Genomic DNA, 19,473 nt, shown 5'->3' on the forward strand with positions numbered 1-19,473 from the left:
CCCCCCCCCCCGCCCCCCCCCTGCTTGTGCTTCTTCCGGCAGCAAGGCTGGCCGCCCCGCTTGGCCCGCAGAACCCGCCCACACCGGAAATGTGATTTGCTTCACAGTTCCGGCGCGGATAGCATTCCATAACTGTTAGCGATCACAGAGAAGGACCTGGAATGACCGCCTCCATCCCCGAGCCCGGGACAGCCGACGACTGGCAGCAGCTGATTGGCAGCCGGGTTGAACTGCGGCTTGACGGCCGGATGGTGCGCACCGGCGAGGTGGAAGACGCCACCCAGGATTCGGCCGTCATGTGGCTGCGGTTCGACGGCAACCACGGCCGGCAATTGGTGTCCAAGGACGACGGCTACCAGGTTGTTCCCGTCAGCTGAGGGACGCGGTCACGCTTTGGCGCCGGCCGCCGATCCGGTGGCGGGCGTGTTGGTCACTTTGAGTCCGCAGCCTTCCTCGGCAAACGCCGTCAGGGTTTTGTAGCCGAAGGTCTTGTAGGTCACGTTGGGCCAGCGGCCCCGCAGGAGCTGGCCGAGGCGGCCCACGTTGACCAAGCCTTTCACCCAGAGGGTGGGATCGTCCTTGAGGAACGCATGGACACTGGCTTTGTAGAGTTCAAGCTCGGTGTGCGGCGCTCCGGCTTTCTTTTTCGCCGGCCCGGCCGGCGCCGATTTCGCGGCGGGCGTCTTGGCCGCCGGCCGGGCCGGTGCCGGGATGTCGATGACATGGAAATGGTCGGCCACCGACTGCAGGACCTTGTTCACGACGCCGGCCTTCGGCTGGGACGTTGTGGCAACCAGTGAACGTTTTCCGAGCGCATGCAGGCGCCGCAGGAGCGGGACGAAGTCACCGTCGCCGCTGACGATCACAAAAAGCTCAATCCACGGCATGTCCGCGGCCACTTCAAGTGCGTCGACCACCAGCTCAATGTCCGCGGCGTTCTTGCTGCTCTGGTCAAACGAGAAAATCTGGACGGGCTTGATGTTGTGGGCCAGCAGCTGGCTCCGGTACCCGGCCATGTCCGGCCTGCCCCAGTTGGCATATGCACGTGCCAGCGCCGTTTGCCCGCCAAGGCCCGTGTCCCCAACGACCTTTTCAATGTCACGCACCACCCTCGCCAGCGGCACGGAGGTGACGTCGTTCCCGTACCCGCCGAAGAGATTCTCCATGTCCAGGAAAATAGCCACGTTCCGCTGCCGCGATCCTGCCACGTTTACCGTCCTCCCCCAGCGAATAGTAAACAGATCCTATCCCCCGGCGGGGCCCGAAGCGGCGGGGCCCCGCCGTTGCTGGCTAGCGGCCGCCTTCGATCTTCCGGCTGCGCTGCTCCTGGGCCATGGGACCGTACGGGTACACGCCAACCCGGGGCCGGCTGGCCTCCGTGAGCCGCCGGGTTTCCTCCTCAGTCAGTTCAAGGTCCGCAGCGGCAAGGTTGTCCGCCAGCTGCTCGGTGGTGCGGGCCCCCAGGATCACCGACGTCACTGCAGGGCGGTCCGCCAGCCACGCCAGCGCTACTTGCGAGGCACTCACTCCGTGGTCCGCGGCGATCTTCTCAACGGTTCCGATGACCTCCCACGTCCGCGGATCGTCGTTGCGGGCCTGCCAGGCTTCCATGCCGCGCTTGGGATTCTCGCCCAGCCGGGTGGCCCCCTCCGGTGCCTCGTCGCGCTTGTACTTCCCGGAGAGCCAGCCGCCGCCCAGCGGGGACCACGGGAGCAAGCCGATCCCCGCGTCCAGCGACGCCGGAACAATCTCCGACTCAATCTCCCGGACCAGCAGGCTGTACTGCGGCTGCAGCGTCACCGGCGCGCTCCAGCCGTGGGCCTTGGCGAGGTGCACCGCCTTGGTCAGCTGCCAGCCCAGGAAGTTGGAGAAGCCGTAGTAGGCAATCTTTCCGCTGCTGACCGAGTCATGCAGGAAGCGCAGCGTCTCCTCCAGCGGCGTGATGGGATCCCACGCGTGCATCTGGTACAGGTCGATCTGTTCGACGCCGAGGCGGCGCAGCGAGTCGTCCAGGGCCCGGGTGAGGTGGCGTCGGGAGGTTCCGATGTCGTTCGGTGCCTGGCCCATGGGAAAGCGGCCCTTGGTGGCGAGGACGGCGCGGTCCCTGACCTCGGGACGGGCAGCCAGCCAGCGCCCGATGATCTGCTCGGAAACCCCTTGGCTGTAGACGTCAGCGGTATCGATGAAGTTGCCGCCTGCGGCGAAGTAGTCGTCGAGGATGGCGAAGGACGTTTCCTCGGTGGCTTCGGCGCCGAAGGTCATGGTTCCCAACGCGTAGTTGGATACGACGGCGCCGCTGTTGCCTAGTGTGCGGTATTGCATAGTTCTCCTCAGTCCTCGGTGGGCGTGGTGCGGTTCGAGTGATACGTGCGCCAGGTGTGCTCCGGAGCGAATCCCAGGAGGCGCTTGGCTTTGTCGATGGACAACATCGTTTCGTGTTCGCCGAGTTCCTTGACCACCTTGACGCCCGGGAAGACTTCGGCCGCGAGGCTGGCACTGGACCGGCTCATGACCGTGTCTTCGTTGGCAATGATGAACGCCTCGAACCCGGGCCGGGCGTTCTCCAGTGCGCGGGCCACCGCCTGCGCGCCGTCCCGGCCGTCGATGTAGCCCCACAGGTTCCATTTGCGCAGCGTGGCGTCGGAGTCGAAGGAGGGAAAATCCTCGTAGTCCTCCGGGTCCATCACGTTGGAAAAGCGCAGGCCGGTGATGCTCAATTCCGGATCCCAGCGTGTGAGCTGGATGGCCAGCTGTTCCTCCAGGTGCTTGACCAGGGAGTACGTGCTTTCCGGCCGGGCCGGGTATTCCTCGTCCACGGGGATGTAGGGAGGATCGACGTCGAACGGAAGTCCCAGCACCGTCTCGCTGGAGGCGTAGACCAGCTTTTTGACTCCGGCCCGGCGCGCAGCCTGGAAGACGTTGTAGGTGGCGAGCATGTTGTTCTCGAAGGTGGCCGCGTCCGGCGCATGGCCCGGAGCCGGAATGGCCGCCAGGTGCACGATCGCGTCGAATCCCCCGTGACGGTCGTCGAGGCCAAGGATCACGTCCAGGACCTGCCCGTAGTTGCGCAGGTCCACCTCGGTGAAGCCGCGGCCCCTGGTGCCCGTGCGGTCCAGGTTCAGGACGTCGTGGCCGTCCTCGGAAAGCCGGCGCACCACGCTCCTGCCCAGCTTTCCGCTTCCGCCGGTAACAGCAACTCTCATCAGGAACTCCTCTGGGTAGTTGTCGGCGGCCGGTCGTCCGCAACTGCCTGCCGCCGTCGTCATTCCACCCTAGAGGCGCGGCTGCACGGATGCAGCCCATTTGGCTGGCCCTCTGAGTCCTAGGAAAGAACGTCCCCGCCCGCCGGCGGACTTCAGCCAAGCCGGAGCAAAAGGGGAAGGGTGTTGGTGATGATGGTGAAAGCGGCCGCCACGATGCCGATGACTGCCGGAATGATGCCCGATGCCTCGCCTCGGCCACGCGCCCTGAATCCGAGCACCGCCGCAGCCAGCTCCGGTGCCAGGATCAGCAGCAGGGCGGGTCCCGCCGCGCTCACGATGACGCCCGGAGGTAGCGGGTCCCCGCTGTCGTAACCCTGCAGTGCGAGCAGCCCTTCGCCGATGACCATGCCGGCCATGAACGCGACGGGAATGGCCGCAACGGCGATCCAGGCCCAGCGCAGAAGCTGGCGGCCAGGGAGGGAGCGTCCGGAATCCGGGGCGGCCGCGGGCACCCGGCTGCGTGAAGTCATCGGTGCAGGCTCGTCAGATGTGCTGTGACTGGCCCGGCAGGCCCATGCTCGGGCGCCCGAACGGAAGCCGGCTCGGACTGAAGCCCAGGGAGGCGTAGTAGCCGCCGGCAACCATCACGGCAAACCCGGCGACGCCCAAGTACATAAGCTGTACGACCGCGCCCGCGATCACCGCAAGGAATCCGCAGACCACGCACAGGGCACCGAGGACTACGCGCCGCATCAATGACCACGACTGGCCCTCCATGCGCGCGGCGAATTGCGGATCATCCTCGTGAAGCGACTGCTCCATCTGCCTGAGGACGTCCCTTTCATGTTCAGAAAGCGGCATCGTTGACCTCCGAACCGGATTGATATTAAGGATCGTCCATGCGGCGCTTAAGTCAATAGAGCCAAAAGTCACGGACGGATCGCGGTGTCTTTGGACCCTAGGCAAGGCGTCCCGGGTAGGCGCACGCTGGAACCCATGAACACTGAAGAACGCATTGTGGTGGGCGTGGACGGCTCTGAATTCTCCACGGCTGCGCTGCAGCTCGCCGGACGGATGGCCGGCAGCCTCAACGCCCCGCTGGAGGTCATCACGTGCCTCGGAACCTCCGATTTCTACCTCGCCTCCCACATGCCTGCCGGGCGCGTGCCCAGCATGGAGGAACTCGAGGAAACAGCGAAGCGCCTGGTGGACCAGGCCATCGAGAGGGCCTTCGGGGCATCTCCTCCGGCGCGGCTGTCCCGCACGGTGAAGTTCGGGCCGCCGGCAAAGACCCTGGTGGATGAAAGCCGCGATGCCCAATTGCTGGTGGTGGGCCGGCGCGGGGAAGGCGGTTTCCTCTCGCAGGTCATGGGATCCGTGAGCGGAGCCTGCGCCGCACATGCGCATTGCCCCGTCCTGGTGGTGGGCCAGGACTCCAAAGTGGCCGAACCGGAACCGGGTCCAACGGCCGGGTGAAGCCGGGCGTCTCCCCTGCGGAACCTCAGGGCGTTCAGTGACTTTGTGCCCTGCTCCCGGTTCTCGTTCAAGCCCTAACCTGAATGCATGAGCGCGGCAATCACCGCGTGCCAAGTCCCGGGAGCGTCGTCATGAAAGCAGCAACTGCGAGCATCATCGCAGGCGCAGTCCTCCTGCTTTCCGGCGTCCTGTTATTGCTGGACGCCCTGCGTGTCCTTGACACCGCACTGCTGGTGTGGCCGTTGATCTTCGGGACATCCGGCGCCGCCTTCCTGGCGGTGTTTCTCAGGAGCCGCGCGAACTGGTGGGCGGCCATCCCGGGGTTTGCCCTCCTGGGGCTGGCCGCGGTGGTCACCACCACGCAGCTGTGGCCCGGCTCTGCGGGCGACTGGCCGGGCTCGATATTCTTTCTCTTCCTCTCCGCCGGCTTCGCGGCAGTGTACTTCCGGGAGCGGGCCAACTGGTGGGCGCTGATTCCGTGCGGTGTCATGCTCACGCTCGCCTTGATCGTGGCATTGCCGCAGGGGCTGGACGGAACGCCGGTGGCCGCCGTGCTGTTCCTGGGGCTCGCCGCAACCTTCGCCACGGTGTCGTTCACCCCGGAGCGGATGAAATGGCCCCTGATTCCGGCCGCCGTGCTGGCCACCCTGGGGCTGGCCTTTGCCATTCAAGCCACCGTCACCTTCCGCACCGTGGAGTACCTGACTGCGGTGGTGCCGCTGCTGGCCGGCGCCTATCTGCTGTACTACGCATTCCACAACCGCCGAAGCGGCAGCGGGCATACGGGCGGGGCCGTCGCCGATCCGATGAAGCAAGGACTGGGTGATGCTCACGGTGGCCACTGACCCAGCAATCGGGAAGGACGTTGTTGGGGGGACGCGCGTATACATCCTGGATAGCCACGCCCTGGTCCGGGTGGGACTGCGCGAACTGCTCGAAGAGGCGCACTTCGACGTGGTTGGCGAGAGCGGCTCGGCCTCCGAGGCAAGCCGCAGCATCCCGGCGCTGAGCCCCGACCTGGTGGTGATCGGAGCCCATCTCCCGGACGGCACCGGCATCGAAGTCTGCCGGGAAATCCTCTCCGACAACCCTGGACTCCGGTGCCTGCTGCTGAGCAGTTATGACGACGACCACGCCCTCAGCAGCGCGGTACTGGCCGGGGCGGCCGGCTATGTGCTCCGGCAGTTGCCCGGGACCGCGCTCCTTGAGGGAATCCGCCGGGTGGCCACGGGCGAATCGCTGCTGGAGCCCGGCGTCGAACGCAAAGTCATGGAAGGCCTGTACAAAACGCAGGTGAGCCGCCGTCACAGCCGGCTGAGCTCACAGGAACTCAGGGTCCTCACTCTCATGGGCCAGGGCATGACCAACCGCGAGATCAGCGAGGAAACGCGCTTTGCCCGGGCCACGGTGACACTCCAGGTGGCGGGAATCCTTACGAAGCTGGGCTTCGAGTTGCGCGGCTAACGCCGGCTGCCGCGGTCACGGCTTCCGGGTCACACTGAAGGGGCGGTCCAGGTCAGCCGGGTACCGTGGCCGGGGCTGCTCTCGATGGAGCACTCGCCGCCCAGGGCCATGGCCCGGTGCTTCATGTTGGCGATGCCGCTGACGCGCTCGGGGTTCTCGAAACCGCAGCCGTTGTCCGTAATCCTGAGTTCCACACAGTCCGGCTGGGCCGAAAGGGATATGTCGATTTCGTCGGCACCTGAGTGCCGCACCGCGTTGCTCAGCCCCTCGGACAGCACCGGCAGCAGCTGCTCCACGACGGCGTCGGGAACCGCTTCGTCCACAGGACCCGTCAGCTGGACCTTGGGTGAAAATTCCGAGTTGCGGATCCCTTCGTGGATGGTCCGCATGATGAGGCCGGTGAGTGGTTCCTTCTGCCCGTGGCCCGTCCGCATCGAGTAGATGGTGTCCCTGAGTTCATGGATGGTGCTGTCCAATTCGGCTGTCACGGCCGAGATGCGTTCCTGGGCCACGGGGTCCGGGATGTACCGGCGCAGGCTCTGCATGCTCAACCCCGCCCCGAAGAGCCGCTGGATAACCAGATCGTGCAGGTCCCGCGCGATCCTGTCGCGGTCCGTGGACAACAGCTGTTCTTCCCGCCTCTGCCGCGCCCTGACCAGCCCCAGTGCCAGCCCCACCCGCGAACCAAAAACGGCGGAGGACTGCAGGTCGGACTGGAGGTACAGCGGGCCTCCTGCCGGACGTGCCAGGATCAACAGGCCGCGTTCGCTGCTCTTGCGTCCCAAGGCAGCCACCAGCAGCGAACCAAGTTTCTCGTCCGTTCCGGGCCCGAAAACCTCGTTGGGGTCCCGCACGAGAGCGGACAGCCCTGTATCAAGGACGTCAGCGACGACCTTGGATGCCGGCAACTCCTGGCCGGCAGGAAGGGACTGGACACCCACCATCGTCCGGCACCGCTGCGTTCCGTCGGCATCCGGGTAGGCAATCACGGCCAGGATCGAATCCGAGACCGTCAGTGCCCGCTCAGCGACGAGGTCCAGGTTGTCGGTTTCGCCGGGGAACAGCGCCGAACTCAGCTGGTCGCTGACTTCCAGCCCGGCTTCCAGCCAGCGTTGGCGCCGGCGGGTGTCCTCGTACAGCCGGGCGTTCTCGATGGCAACGCCGGCGGCCGCCGCCAAAGCCGAAGCGAGCTCCTGGTCCTCTGCAGTGAACGGCCCGCCGTCGAGCTTCTCTGTCAGGTAGAGGTTTCCGAAGACAGAACCACGGACCCTGACGGGCACCCCAAGGAAAGTCTTCATGTCGGGGTGGTTGGGCGGGAAGCCGCTGGCCATCTCATGTGCGCCGAGATCGTCCAGCCGGAGTACCTCGGGTTGGCGGATCAGGTGCCCCAGGACTCCGCGGCCCGAGGGGGGATCGCCGATCAGCCGCACGCCGTCGTCGTCGATTCCCACCGTGATGAAGTGCCCGAGCTCGTGCTCGCCGTCGATCACGCCCAGCGCGCCGTACCGCGCGCCCACCAGCTCGCAGGCGGACTGCACCACCCGGTCCAGGACAGCTTCGAGGCTAAGGTCTTCAGTGAGTGAAACCACGGCGCCCAGCAGGCCCTGCATCTGGTCCTGGGCACGCACCAGTTCATCTGCCCGGGCCACGAAGTCGCGCAACAGGTCCTCGGTGCGCCTCCGGATAGGTTCACGCCACATGGGGCCACCGAACGCCGGGATTATGACGGCCGCCGTTGGTTACGGCGGATGCAGGCGCATCCAACAAGGGAAGGCTGCTCAGGCCACCGCCAGCGGGCTGATGTGACCGATACTTCGTAACTACCGGAAGGTCCGGGCTCATGCGACTCCCCAAGGCAGCGAGACACGCACGGCGGACTGCTTCACCGAGTTCCTAATGCATCAACCCCAGACTGATACCAACACAGTACCAAGACGGACACAGTGGCTCAAGGGACAGCGTAACGGGACTAAAGGCACTGGGAAACCCTTGCCGCGGCTGGGAGTCTGAACTGGCGGAATGACGCGGCGTCCCCGGGATACGAGGAGATGACCCAACGTGCGAATCGGATTGATCGCTCCGCCCTGGCTGCACGTGCCCCCGCCCCGCTACGGCGGCACCGAAGTGGTGGTGGACGGGCTGGCCCGCGGACTCGTTGCCGCCGGTCACGACGTGCTGCTGGCCGCCCCGGCCGGAAGCACCTGCCCGGTTCCCTTGGTGCCGGACATGCCTCCGCCCAGCGCCGGATCGGCCGCCACCTGGTCCGCAGGTGCCGAGCTCTACCATGTGGCCCTGGCCTATGCCGCCCTGACGGACGTGGACCTTGTCCATGACCACACGGTGGCCGGCCCCTTCTTCCGCTACCGCCCGGCCTCGCTGCCCGTGGTCACCACCAACCACGGGCCGTTCAGCTCGCAGCTGGGCGACCTCTACCGGCTGATGGGACCCGATGTGGCCATGGTGGCCATCTCGCATCGACAGGCGGCTGACGCCGCCGGTGTGCCGATCGCCCGGGTGATCCACCACGGTATCGACGTTGACGCCGTGCCGGTGGGAGACGGCAGCGGCGGCTACGCGGCATTCCTCGGGCGGATGAGCCCGGACAAGGGCCCGCGGGAGGCCATCCTGATCGCGCGTCAGGCAGGCGTCAGGCTGCTGATGTCCGCCCGCATCCAGGGCCCGGAGGAACAGGACTTCTTCGACAGCCAGGTGGCCCCGCTCCTGGGGCCGGAAGTGGAATTCCTCGGAGAAATCACCGCGGCGGAAAAGTACCAGCTGATGGGCGGCGCCGTGGCGTTCCTCAACCCGATCCAGTGGCCGGAGCCCTTCGGACTGGTGATGATCGAAGCGCTGGCAACGGGCACCCCCGTGGTGGGCACCGGTTCGGGGGCGGCACCGGAAATCGTGGACGACGGCGTCACCGGCTACCTCCGGACCGGCATCGATCAACTGGCCGATGCCCTGGCCCTGGCCCCCGGACTGGACCGGACTGCCTGTCGCCGGGCCGCTGAGCTGCGCTTCAGCGTGGGGCGGATGGTGGCCGATCACGTCTCCTTGTATGAGGAGATACTGCGGGGCCGGCGCCTGAATCAGTCCCCGGCCTCTTCCCCGCCCGGCTGAAGGTGTTGGAGGAACCAGTCCCTGGCGAGCGCCGCCGCTTCAGATAATGTTCCGGGTTCCTCGAAGAGGTGCGTTGCCCCCGGGACAACGGACAGCTGGCTGGGACAACGCAGCAGCGCCTGGGCCCAGCGGTTGAGTTCCAGCACCTCGCGGTCGGCCCCGCCCACGATCAGGAGGGTGGGGGCGCGGACGGCGGACAACCGCTGGCCGGCAAGGTCCGGACGGCCGCCCCGGGACACCACGGCATCTATCCGGGCGCCGGGTTCCGCCGCAGCCCACAATGCGGCACCGGCTCCCGTGCTGGCACCGAAGTACCCGATGCGGCTCCCGGCGGTGTCCGGCCGCTCGCCGAGCCACGCCGTCGCCGCAGTGAGCCGGCCGGCAAGCAGCGCGATGTCGAACACATTGGCGCGGTTGAGTTCCTCGGCCGGAGTGAGCAGGTCCAGGAGCAGGGTTCCCAGGCCCGCCCGCTGGAGGAAGGACGCCACAAAACGGTTACGGGGGCTGTGCCTGCTGCTGCCGCTTCCGTGCGCGAACACCACGACGGCGGCCCCCGCCGCCGGCAGGAACAGGTGCCCCTGGAGCTGCGCCTCTCCCGCTTCGATCTGGACGTCCTCATCCACGGCCGTCCCGTTGGCAACGGTCTGGGCGCTGTGCAGCCGCTTCGCTGCCGCATCGAGCAACAGCACAACTTCGTCGTCGCCCGTGGGCGAAAAGTCACGGTAGTGGTACCCGACGGCGGTGAACTGGCGGGGCGTGGCCAGGCAGACGATTTCGTCCGGTTCAGTGAGGTCCGCGAGGGTGTCCGCCGGCGCCACCGGCACCGCCAGGATCACCTTTGCCGCGCCGAGCTGGCGGGCGACGCGGCAGGCAACCCGGGCCGTGGATCCGGTGGCGATTCCGTCGTCGACAATCACGGCGGTGCGGCCCGCAAGCTCGGTGCGGGTCCGCCCTTTCCTGAACCGGGCCACCCGCGACTCGAGCAGGGCGCGCTCCCGTTCTTCAACGGCAGCAAGCTCGGATTCCGTCACGCGCACATGGGAGATGATGTGCTTGTCCAGCACCCGCGCACCGCCTTCGCCGATGGCTCCCATGGCCAGCTCGGGCTGGAACGGGACGCCTAGCTTCCGCACCACAATCACGTCCAACGGCGCGTCCAGTGCCGCGGCCACCTCGAACGCCACCGGAACACCGCCCCGGGGCAGCCCAAGGATCACGATGTCCTGGCCGCGAAGGTATTCGAGGCGCTGCCCCAGCCGCCGTCCCGCTTCAACCCTGTCCTCGAAAATGCTCATGGCCAGCCGTTCGCCTCGTGGCTCATGGCCGCCGTGCGGGTCCGGGCAACCCAGGGGTATGCACTTCAGCATGCGGGGAGGGACTTCGGCGGCCGTTCTTCTCCAACTATCCGGCAGGCGGCGGCTGGCTGGGAGGGACTTTCGGCCCGGATTCCAGGGGCGTTGGCGGCCTTCGGCCAACCCGCCCAGGGCAGCCACGGCCGCGTTGTCACACGCGTCCGGAGCCCGGCAACAGATGTATATAATTTCCCGGTACGGTTTAGCAGAGAGCCGTTGGATAGTTCTACGATCCGGTCCCCTCTGCCTGCCATCCGCGTCGCCACCGACGCGGCGGACGGCCGCGCTGCCGGGTCGTTTTGACCTGAATGAAACGGCAGCAAGAACATCGTGGCCAGCGAGTCGACCGCAAACACCGCAACGTCCATCAGCCAGCATCTGCACGAAATGGTGTTGAACAGCTCGGATGTGGAGCAATTCCTTCACGAACTCGCACGGGTTTCCGCGCGCAGCCTTTCCGAGCCCGGGGATGCCGTCCTCTGCGGGATTACCCTGCTCCGGCACCGTAAGGCAGCAACGGTGGCCAGCAGCAGCCCGGAAGCCCAGGCGATGGACGAAATCCAGTACGACTTTGGCGACGGCCCGTGCATGACCGCTTCCCGCGACCAGGTGACCGTGCACATCAAGGACCTCCGGGCCCATGAACGCTGGCCCAAGTACTCCAACACGGTCCTGCGGCACGGCGTCCGGTCCATCCTCGCCGTGCCGTTCCAGCTCGACGGCGACACCCGCGCGGCGCTGAACCTCTATTCCCACCGGCCCTGCCGGTTCGAGGGCAAGGTCCTGGAACTCGCCGAGGACTTTGTCAGCCAGACGTCCATGGCCCTCCGGCTGGCGGTGCGGTTCGCCCACTTCAGCGAAACGGCGGCCAATCTCAAGGCAACCCTGGAGTCCCGCACCGCGATCGACGTCGCCATCGGGATCATCATGGCCCAGAACCGGTGCAGCCAGGAGGAGGCCTTCGAGCTCCTGAAGGCGGCCTCAAGTGCGCGCAACGTGAAACTGCACGGCGTGGCTGCTGCCATTGTCGATTCCCTGGGCCAGGGCCCGGCCAGGACGCACTTCGAGCTGTAGCGGTTCAGAACATCGGCAGCAGGAATCCGATGACCAGGGCTGCTGCCCCGATGCCGCTGAGGATCCAGCCCAGGACCCCTGCAGCCTCGCCGCGGACCTCCGGCGCAGTGGTCCGCCAGCGGGTGGGCGTCTTCACGGCGTAGTGGATGGTGACGGCGTCACCCGGAGCCATATGCCTGATGTCGTGCGGGGACATGGGCGCGTTATGGACCTGGTAGTGGTGGTCGTACCAGCGGAAACCCACACCGCTCTCGTCGGAGTAGACCACGCCCTCCGACTCGATCCAGTGATCATCGAAACGCCTCATCGTCCCCACGGCCACCAGAAGGATGAGGCCGGCGGGCAGGCAAATCCAGGTCAGCACTTCCAGGATGGGACCTGCAATGTCGAGAACTCCGGGCATGGTCATGATGGTACCTTTCCCGCGCATTCACGGGCCACATCCGCCGTCCGCTCCAGGGCGGGCCACGGGCCACATCCGCCGTGCCACACTGCCGACGTGCCACACTAAGGACTACTACGAGCGGGGCATGCCCAAGGGAGCAGCACACATGGTAACGGGGCAACGCACCCACCTGTTTGGCAAAGACAAGTGGCGCGGGAACGGCCTGTCCAGTGCGGACGTCTCCGAACGCGTCCGCGGAGGGCTGACCAACCTGGTCTCCAACGCATCCAGCCGCAGCCTATGGGACATCCTCCGCGCCAATGTCCTGACGCTGTTCAACGCCATTGTGGCCGGCAGCTTCGTGCTGCTCCTGGCCCTGGGGCAGTGGCAGGATGCCCTCTTCGGTTTCGCCGCGGTCGGCAACGCCGTCATCGGGGTGGTCCAGGAATACCGGGCCAAGAAGTCGCTGGACCGGCTTGCGGTGCTGAACTCCCCGCACGCACGGGTACTCAGGGACGGCGCCATCCGGGACATTCCGACGGCCGAGGTGGTCCTTGACGACGTCATCCTGCTCTTCGCCGGCGACCAGGTGCCCGCGGACGCCGCCGTGTACGACGCCCACGGGCTGGAAATCGACGAATCGCTGCTCACGGGCGAGTCCAATCCCGTGGACAAAGCACCGGGGTCCGAGGTCCTGGCCGGGTCCAGTGTTGTGGGCGGCCAAGGCAGGGCCCAGGTTGTCCGAGTGGGGGACGACTCCTTCGCCGGCAAGCTTACGACGGCGGCCAAGCGTTTTTCCCTGGTTAACTCGGAAATCCGCACCGGCCTCAACCGGGTCCTGCGGTGGATCACGTGGGGCCTCCTCCCTGTCATGGCCATTGTTGTCAACGGCGAGATGCACGCCCAGGGAGGCTGGAGCCAGGCGCTGGACACAGGCACATGGAAGACCGCGGCTGTGGGCGCCGTGGCAAGCGTCATCGCCATGATCCCGCTGGGCCTGGTGCTGATGGCCAGCGTCGCGTTCGCGCTGGGCGGGCTGCGGCTCGCCCGGGACGAGGTCCTCATCCAGGAACTGGCCGCGGTGGAAGGGCTGGCCCGGGTGGACATGCTTTGCCTGGACAAGACCGGCACCCTCACTGAAGGACGAATCATTTTCGACGGCGTGCACGACGCCGGCACCGCACCGGCGCAAGGGTGGAAGGAGGCCCTGGGCTGGTTCGGGGCCGACGCCGACGCAAACGCCACCGCCCGCTGCCTCGCCGCCGACTTCAAGTACGACAGCGGACCCCGCCCGGTATCCTCCGTCCCCTTCGCGTCGTCCCGGAAATGGAGCGCCGTCAGTTTCAACGACGGGGCTGCGCCCGGTGCCTGGGTGCTGGGCGCCCCGGCACTCGTCCTCGAGGCCACGACCCCGGGACACGTCCAGGCCCTGGCCTCTGCGGCCGGGCTGGCATCGTCCGGCCTCCGGACCCTTGTTTTGGCCCATGCCGGGCGGCCCATGGCTGCCAGGGAAGCGGAGGATGCAGCCCTGCCGTCGACGCTGGTGCCGGCCGCGTTACTGACATTCCGTGAAAAGATACGGCCCGACGCCGCCACGACCCTCGCCTACTTCCGGGAGCAGGGCGTCGACCTCCGCATCATCTCCGGTGATGATCCGCGGACTGTGGCGGCCATTGCCCGCGACGTGGGCCTGGACTCCGCTGACGGCTACGATGCCCGCGAGCTGCCCGAAGATCCCGAGCTCATGGCGGACGTCCTGCGGGACCACAAGGTGTTCGGCCGGGTCACCCCCGCGCAAAAGAAGGCAATGGTCGCTGCACTGCGCAGCCGCGGCCACGTGGTGGCCATGACCGGGGACGGAGTCAATGATGCCCTGGCGCTGAAGGAGGCGGACATCGGGATAGCCATGGGCACCGCCGCGGCGGCGACCAAGGCCGTTTCCCGGCTGGTGCTGCTGGACGGCCGATTCGACAGGCTTCCCGGCGTCGTGGCTGAGGGAAGGCGGGTCATCGCCAACATCGAGCGCGTCTCCATGTTGTTCCTGGCCAAGACAGCGTATGCCATTGCCCTTTCGGTGGTCTTCGGCGGTTTGCTGTGGGGCTTTCCGTTCCTGCCGCGACAGCTCTCCGCCACCGACGGGCTCACCATCGGCATCCCCGCTTTCTTCCTGGCACTCATGCCAAACACCCGGCTCTACAGGCCCGGCTTCCTCAAACGCTCCCTGACGTTCGCCGTCCCTGCAGGCCTCATCATCACCGCGGCCGTCCTTTCCCTGAATGCCTATGCGGCGATCGCAGGCGGGTACGGGGAGGACTCCGTGCGGACCGGGTCGGTCATGGTGCTCGCCCTCGTGGCGCGCTGGGTGCTCGTGGTGCTCTCCCGGCCGCTGAACCGCTGGCGTTTCCTCATCATCGCCTCCATGTATGCAGGCCTGCTGGCGCTGCTCACCCTCCCGGTCGTCACGGACTTCTTCGGCATCTCGTGGCCCCCGGACGAGCTCCGCAATGCCGCCCTGCTGGCGGCGCTGGGCGGGTGCGCCGCCGTCGAGCTCGTGTTCCGGTTACGCCGCCGCCTCAATGTTTGACCGGGCGGCGGCCGCGGCGCCATGGACGCATAACCGCCTATGGCACTACCCGAACCCGTATGCACCTAGGGTGGAGGGGCATACGGTAGGCATCCGCCCGCCTGCGACTGATCAACTGATTGAGGAAACAAACATGGGTTTGGGCGACAAGATCAAGAACGCTGCCGAGAAAGCCATCGGCGAGGCCAAGGAAGCATTCGGCAAGCTGACCAATAACAGCAAGCTCGAGACCGAGGGCAAGATTGATCAGGGCACGGCCGACGCGAAGCACGCCGCCGAGGACGTCAAGGACACCATCAACGACAAGTAGTCGTTACTGATGGCCGGGGCGCGGAGATTTTCGCGTCCCGGCCATTTTTATGCCCCGCCAGCGGAGGGATCGGCGTGACGTCCCGTTGCAGGTTCCGGCACACGGCCGGGACCTTAGCCCCTTCCTTTTCGGAGCATCCGGAACCACTCTGGTCACATGGCAGCCTGCCCCGGGGGAACCGACAACGGCGGGCAATGATCGGTACAGGCGGCGACAGCCATGGACGAGCCAGTGGTGCATATCAGCGGTTTCCGGATGGACTTCGCGGACACCACCGTGATCCGCGACCTGTCCTTCGACGTGCGGGCCGGGGAGACGTTCGGGTTCCTGGGCAGCAACGGCTCGGGCAAGACCACCACCATCCGCGCGCTCCTGGGCCTTTACGAACCCACGGCCGGCGTCCTCCACATCAACGGGCGGCCCTTCAAGCCCGAGCACGGCAGCAGGCTGGGCTACCTTCCGGAGGAGCGCGGGCTCTACAAGAAGGAAAAGGTCATGGACGTCATGACCTACTTCGGCCGGCTCAAGGGAATGGACCGGCACTCGGCGCGGCAATGGTCCCTGGCATACCTGGACCGCGTGGACCTTGCCGGCAAGGCCGCCACCCAGGTGGACAAGCTCTCCAGCGGCGAGCAGCAGAAGGTCCAGCTCGGCGTCACCATCATGAACCGTCCGGAGCTCCTCATCCTGGACGAACCCACTAAGGGGTTCGACCCCGTGAACCGCCGCCTCCTGATGGACATCATCGCGGAGCAGAAGAACGAGGGCGCCACCGTGGTGATGGTGACCCACCAGATGGAGGAAGTGGAACGGCTTTGCGACCGCATCATCCTCCTGAAGGACGGCACGTCCGAGGCCTACGGCACCATCGATGAGGTCCAGAACAAGTACGGCGGCAGGGTGGTCCGCATCCGGCACGCCGGACCCATCCCGCCGTCGCCGCACTATGAGGTGACGCTGGAGGAAACCAACTACGCGGAGCTCTCCATCACGGACGACACCGACGAAGCGGCCATCCTGCGCGAACTCATGGACGCCGGCATCGTCATCCGCAGTTTCACCACCACGAAGATCTCAATGGAGGACATCTTCATCCGCGTGTACGGGGAACACAACGGGTCCCCGGCACCCGCCCCCGGGCGTGTGGCCGCAACACGGGGTGCGTAGCCGTGGCCCAGCACAACCTTGGAACCGTCATCAGCTTCGAATTCGTCCGCACCGTCACCAAACTTCGCTTCTGGATCGGCACCCTGTCCGTGCCCGTCATCATGGCCGTGGTGTTCGGGATGATCTTCCTCAGCAACACCAGCACCAGTTCCGCCGCCGAGGCCCAAAAGAACGCCCAGTTCAGCATCTCCTACCTGGATGCTTCCGGCCTGATCACTCCCGCTGACGCGGCCGCGTTCGGCGCCGTTCCCGCGGCCTCGTCCGACGCCGGGATACAGGATGTCCGGTCCGGCGCCGTCGAGGCCTACTTCGAGTTCCCCGCCCATCCCGAGGCGACTGCGGTGAAGGCCTACGGCGCGGACCGGGGGTTGTTTGAAAACGGCAAGTACGCCGCCGTCGCCCAGGCCATGCTTGCCCGCGCTGTGGCCGTGAGGATCGGTTCGCCCCAGTTGTCCGGGCTCGCGGCGCGGTCGGTGCAGGTGGAAACGGTGACCTACCAGGGGTCCGAGGTGGCCGGCGGCATGAACTCCGTGATTCCGCCGATGGCGTTCCTGGTGGTGTTTTACGGGCTGGTGGTGCTCCTCGCCGGGCAGATGCTGAACTCCACGCTGGAGGAAAAGGAGAACAGGGTCACCGAAATGATCCTCACGACCCTCAAGCCCACCACCCTGATCACAGGGAAGGTGCTGGCCCTGTTCATGGTGGGCCTGGTGCAGGTGGCGGTCTTCGCCTCGCCCATTCTGATCGGCGGACTCTTCTACCGTGATGCCCTGAGCATCCCCGCGTTCGAATTCTCCCAGCTGGTCTTCGACCCCCTGCGCATCACCGTCGGTTTCCTCATCCTCGTGGGCGGCTTCGCCCTGTTCACCACCACGCTGGTGGCCATCGGCGCCGTAATGCCCACAGCCAAGGAAGCCGGGAATTTCATGGGTGTGATGATTGCCCTGATCTTCATTCCGTTCTATTCGGTCAGCCTGGTGATCTCCGAGCCGCATTCCCTGATCGTGCAGGTGTTCACCTACTTCCCCTTCTCGGCGCCGGTCACGGCGCTGTTGCGGAACGCGTTCGGATCGCTGGGCGTCCTGGAAGCCGCAGTCGTGATCGCCATCCTCTACGTCGGCGCTGCACTGATGCTCCGTGTGGCCGTGCGGCTCTTCCATTACGGGTCCATCTCCTACACCCGGAAGGTCAGCATCAGGACCGCCCTCAAAGCTGGATCACGGCACGCTGTGGCCGGCCCGGCGGAGAAGTAGCCGGGACTTTGGCGGGGCGGGAGGCGGACCGTGCGGCTGGTTTTCCTCGGTGACGTGATGCTGGGCCGCCTGGTGAACGAGCGGCTCAGGTCAGCCCCGCCTGCCTACCCCTGGGGCGACACGCTTCCGGTCCTGGCGCAGGCGGACATGCGGTTCGCCAACCTCGAATGCGTCCTGGCCGACGGCGGGACGCCGCTGCCGGGGAAGGTGTTCCATTTCCGCTCGGACGTCCGGAACGCTGCCGCACTGACTGCCGCGGGCATCGACGCCGTCTCGCTCGCCAACAACCACGTGCTCGACTACGGGGCGGACGCCTTCCGGGAGTTGCTGCCTGCGCTGGACCGCAGCGGAATCCTGCACGCCGGAGCGGGGCCGGACCTGGAGGCCGCCCGGCGGCCGGTGATCCGGCGGGTGGGTCCGGCCGCCGTCGGACTCCTTGCCTTCACGGACAACCAGCCGGACTGGGAGGCGGGACCGTTCCGGCCCGGGGTGTACTACGTGCCGGTGGACGAACGGCGCCCGGACGAGGCAAGGGTCCGGGACCTGCTGGCGCTGGTTGGCCGCACCAGGGCACGCACGGACCTGCTGGTCGTTTCGGCGCACTGGGGCGGCAACTGGGGCGCCGATGTGCCGCCCGCCCACCGGGAGCTGGGGCATGCGCTGGTGGATGCGGGGGCCGACGTCGTGTTCGGGCATTCGGCGCATATCTTCCGCGGCGTGGAGCTCTACCGCGGCCGGCCGCTCATCTACAGCGCCGGCGACTTCATAGACGACTATGCCGTGGACCCCGAAGAACGCAACGACCAGTCGTTCATCTTCCGCCTCGAAATCGGCGGCGGCGTGCCCGTCCGGCTTCAGCTCCATCCAACCGTCATCACCGGGTTCCAGGCGCGGCTGGCCGGAAGAAGCTCACGCCGGATCGCAGTACGGATGCAGGAGCTTAGCGCCCTGCTGGGAACGCAGAGTAGGTGGGTCGATGAAACGAATGTGCTGCAAATACCGGTGGACAGTTAATCCCGTTTGTCCCGTTCGCTGAATTCCTCATCGAGGTCGAAATGCCTGAATTCGGTCTCCGGATTCGGTTCGCCCTCGGCCACGTACTCGTAATCCAGCTGGCGCTGGATCTGGCTGTCGAGGACCTGAAGTTCCGTGTCCTCGACCTTTGAGAGATCTTCCGGAAACTCGTCTTCCGGGGTGAGATGCAGCTTCTCTGACATGTCGTGCCTCTCTTGGCCAGGAACTGGGGTGCTGTTCTGGCAGCATCTTGGCATTTCCCAGATTATCGGTACCTGCCAGCGGGCGGAAGTCCAGTGAGCGGCAGACTAGCCGGCGGAAGCCTGCGCCCCTGCTTTGTCATCCGCTGTCTTCCGCCAGGCCGCCACGAGGAGCCAGCCGGTCCACCCGAGGATCAGCACTATGCCCGCCAGCGTGGGCAGGCTATTGGATGCGGAGAAGCCCTCGGCACCGATGATCCAGCCCTGCGCCAGGTAGGCCGCTCCGGACAGCGCCATCAGGTACCCGATGAACCGGGAGACCCTGCGCGTGGCGGCGATGCCACTGCCGAACAGGATGAGCGCTGAACCCAGCATGAAGCTCTGGTAGCTCCTGACTCCCCACTCAAGCCACCGGATGTCCTCCGCAGCCGCGAAGCGCAGGGCCTTCTCCCCCTCGGCGGCGCCGGCCCAGGCATCGACGGCATGTTTGAGCGCAACACCGTCCACACCCTGCAGGACACCGTAGAGGGCGAGCGCGGCAACGGCCGCCGCCGCACCCAGCCGCACGGCCCAGCCCGCTGGCCCGTGCCGGACGTTGAGGGCGTAGGCAAGCACCAGCAGTCCGCAGAGCAGCAGCGCCATGCCAACGAACTGCCCGAGGTGGACCACGATCCAGGCGTCGCTGGCCGCGTACTCGGCGAACGTCGCAGGGTGGTCGTTGGCGCTGGCCGCGTCCGGGTGCTGGAGTCCGGCCAGCAGCGAGGCAACGACGCCGGCGAAGAGGAGTGCGGCGGACAGCCGCAGCTCGGGGCGGCGGAGCCCGCCGTCGTTCTTTGTGTCTTCCATGTCCCTAACTCCCTTCCGCCGGCTG

21 protein-coding genes are annotated in these 19,473 nt (G+C 66.6%); 11 read left to right on the forward strand and 10 right to left on the reverse strand.

What is annotated here, in order from left to right; genetic code table 11:
* Positions 1 to 161: 161 nt before the first annotated feature.
* Positions 162 to 377 carry a hypothetical protein gene (locus AC07YR_RS14030; RefSeq protein ID WP_055807302.1) on the forward strand — a complete coding sequence of 72 codons (216 nt, stop codon included), beginning with the start codon at positions 162 to 164 and terminating at the stop codon, positions 375 to 377.
* A 9-nt stretch (positions 378 to 386) separates the two neighbouring features.
* Here AC07YR_RS14030 and AC07YR_RS14035 read toward each other — a convergent pair whose 3' ends face one another.
* The 5 genes from AC07YR_RS14035 to AC07YR_RS14055 form a co-directional block, all read right to left on the reverse strand.
* Positions 387 to 1,208 (reverse strand): NYN domain-containing protein, encoded by an 822-nt coding sequence (locus AC07YR_RS14035; protein ID WP_494734336.1) that lies wholly within the window; start codon positions 1,206 to 1,208, stop codon positions 387 to 389.
* An 82-nt stretch (positions 1,209 to 1,290) separates the two neighbouring features.
* Positions 1,291 to 2,322: an aldo/keto reductase gene (locus AC07YR_RS14040; protein WP_494734337.1), complete on the reverse strand. Its 1,032-nt coding sequence runs from the start codon at positions 2,320 to 2,322 to the stop codon at positions 1,291 to 1,293.
* Between the two features lie 8 nt (positions 2,323 to 2,330).
* Positions 2,331 to 3,203: an NAD-dependent epimerase/dehydratase family protein gene (locus AC07YR_RS14045; RefSeq protein ID WP_055807311.1), complete on the reverse strand. Its 873-nt coding sequence runs from the start codon at positions 3,201 to 3,203 to the stop codon at positions 2,331 to 2,333.
* A 152-nt stretch (positions 3,204 to 3,355) separates the two neighbouring features.
* Positions 3,356 to 3,733, reverse strand: a complete 378-nt coding sequence (locus AC07YR_RS14050; protein ID WP_494734338.1) for a hypothetical protein — start codon at positions 3,731 to 3,733, stop codon at positions 3,356 to 3,358.
* A gap of 13 nt (positions 3,734 to 3,746) precedes the next feature.
* On the reverse strand, positions 3,747 to 4,064 hold the full coding sequence (locus tag AC07YR_RS14055) for a DUF3040 domain-containing protein (protein ID WP_055807317.1): 318 nt from the start codon (positions 4,062 to 4,064) through the stop codon (positions 3,747 to 3,749).
* Between the two features lie 135 nt (positions 4,065 to 4,199).
* Here AC07YR_RS14055 and AC07YR_RS14060 point away from each other — a divergent pair, with 135 nt between their 5' ends.
* The 3 genes from AC07YR_RS14060 (at position 4,200) to AC07YR_RS14070 (ending at position 6,143) form a co-directional block, all read left to right on the forward strand.
* Complete coding sequence (locus AC07YR_RS14060; protein WP_436058622.1) at positions 4,200 to 4,679, forward strand: universal stress protein; 480 nt, start codon at positions 4,200 to 4,202, stop codon at positions 4,677 to 4,679.
* A gap of 131 nt (positions 4,680 to 4,810) precedes the next feature.
* Positions 4,811 to 5,524 carry a hypothetical protein gene (locus tag AC07YR_RS14065; RefSeq protein ID WP_494734339.1) on the forward strand — a complete coding sequence of 238 codons (714 nt, stop codon included), beginning with the start codon at positions 4,811 to 4,813 and terminating at the stop codon, positions 5,522 to 5,524.
* Entirely contained in the window at positions 5,505 to 6,143 is a 639-nt protein-coding gene (locus tag AC07YR_RS14070) for a response regulator (protein WP_436058624.1), read from the forward strand. Before AC07YR_RS14065 ends, AC07YR_RS14070 begins: the two co-directional genes overlap by 20 nt.
* A 29-nt stretch (positions 6,144 to 6,172) precedes the next feature.
* Here AC07YR_RS14070 and AC07YR_RS14075 read toward each other — a convergent pair whose 3' ends face one another.
* Positions 6,173 to 7,843, reverse strand: coding sequence for a GAF domain-containing sensor histidine kinase (locus AC07YR_RS14075; protein WP_436058625.1), 1,671 nt, complete (start codon positions 7,841 to 7,843; stop codon positions 6,173 to 6,175).
* Between the two features lie 358 nt (positions 7,844 to 8,201).
* Between AC07YR_RS14075 and AC07YR_RS14080 the strand changes: the two genes are divergently transcribed.
* Complete coding sequence (locus tag AC07YR_RS14080; RefSeq protein ID WP_494734340.1) at positions 8,202 to 9,263, forward strand: glycosyltransferase family 4 protein; 1,062 nt, start codon at positions 8,202 to 8,204, stop codon at positions 9,261 to 9,263.
* Here the strand turns inward: AC07YR_RS14080 and AC07YR_RS14085 are convergent.
* Positions 9,233 to 10,558 carry a phosphoribosyltransferase family protein gene (locus AC07YR_RS14085; protein ID WP_494734341.1) on the reverse strand — a complete coding sequence of 442 codons (1,326 nt, stop codon included), beginning with the start codon at positions 10,556 to 10,558 and terminating at the stop codon, positions 9,233 to 9,235. The genes AC07YR_RS14080 and AC07YR_RS14085 overlap by 31 nt on opposite strands.
* A 387-nt stretch (positions 10,559 to 10,945) precedes the next feature.
* On the opposite strand from AC07YR_RS14085, the gene AC07YR_RS14090 reads away from it, so the two are divergent.
* Positions 10,946 to 11,689 carry a GAF and ANTAR domain-containing protein gene (locus AC07YR_RS14090; protein ID WP_494734342.1) on the forward strand — a complete coding sequence of 248 codons (744 nt, stop codon included), beginning with the start codon at positions 10,946 to 10,948 and terminating at the stop codon, positions 11,687 to 11,689.
* A 4-nt stretch (positions 11,690 to 11,693) separates the two neighbouring features.
* Here the strand turns inward: AC07YR_RS14090 and AC07YR_RS14095 are convergent, their stop codons facing one another.
* Positions 11,694 to 12,098 carry a hypothetical protein gene (locus tag AC07YR_RS14095; protein ID WP_326951076.1) on the reverse strand — a complete coding sequence of 135 codons (405 nt, stop codon included), beginning with the start codon at positions 12,096 to 12,098 and terminating at the stop codon, positions 11,694 to 11,696.
* 121 nt (positions 12,099 to 12,219) lie between these two features.
* Here AC07YR_RS14095 and AC07YR_RS14100 point away from each other — a divergent pair, with 121 nt between their 5' ends.
* The 5 genes from AC07YR_RS14100 (at position 12,220) to AC07YR_RS14120 (ending at position 18,402) form a co-directional block, all read left to right on the forward strand.
* Positions 12,220 to 14,658 (forward strand): HAD-IC family P-type ATPase, encoded by a 2,439-nt coding sequence (locus AC07YR_RS14100; RefSeq protein ID WP_494734343.1) that lies wholly within the window; start codon positions 12,220 to 12,222, stop codon positions 14,656 to 14,658.
* 133 nt (positions 14,659 to 14,791) lie between these two features.
* Entirely contained in the window at positions 14,792 to 14,968 is a 177-nt protein-coding gene (locus AC07YR_RS14105; RefSeq protein WP_082507011.1) for a CsbD family protein, read from the forward strand.
* 219 nt (positions 14,969 to 15,187) lie between these two features.
* Positions 15,188 to 16,135: an ABC transporter ATP-binding protein gene (locus AC07YR_RS14110; RefSeq protein ID WP_494734344.1), complete on the forward strand. Its 948-nt coding sequence runs from the start codon at positions 15,188 to 15,190 to the stop codon at positions 16,133 to 16,135.
* A gap of 2 nt (positions 16,136 to 16,137) precedes the next feature.
* Positions 16,138 to 17,388 carry an ABC transporter permease gene (locus AC07YR_RS14115; protein WP_494734345.1) on the forward strand — a complete coding sequence of 417 codons (1,251 nt, stop codon included), beginning with the start codon at positions 16,138 to 16,140 and terminating at the stop codon, positions 17,386 to 17,388.
* A 30-nt stretch (positions 17,389 to 17,418) separates the two neighbouring features.
* Positions 17,419 to 18,402, forward strand: coding sequence for a CapA family protein (locus AC07YR_RS14120; protein ID WP_494734346.1), 984 nt, complete (start codon positions 17,419 to 17,421; stop codon positions 18,400 to 18,402).
* On the opposite strand, the gene AC07YR_RS14125 is transcribed toward AC07YR_RS14120, so the two are convergent.
* Together AC07YR_RS14125 and AC07YR_RS14130 are read right to left on the reverse strand one after the other, a co-directional pair.
* Positions 18,399 to 18,605, reverse strand: a complete 207-nt coding sequence (locus tag AC07YR_RS14125) for a hypothetical protein (protein WP_055807347.1) — start codon at positions 18,603 to 18,605, stop codon at positions 18,399 to 18,401. The genes AC07YR_RS14120 and AC07YR_RS14125 overlap by 4 nt on opposite strands.
* Before the next feature lie 105 nt (positions 18,606 to 18,710).
* Positions 18,711 to 19,448, reverse strand: coding sequence for a DUF4386 family protein (locus tag AC07YR_RS14130; protein ID WP_494734347.1), 738 nt, complete (start codon positions 19,446 to 19,448; stop codon positions 18,711 to 18,713).
* Between the last annotated feature and the right edge of the window lie 25 nt (positions 19,449 to 19,473).

The sequence above is a fragment of the Arthrobacter sp. GW460-12-1-14-TSB2 genome (assembly GCF_059423525.1).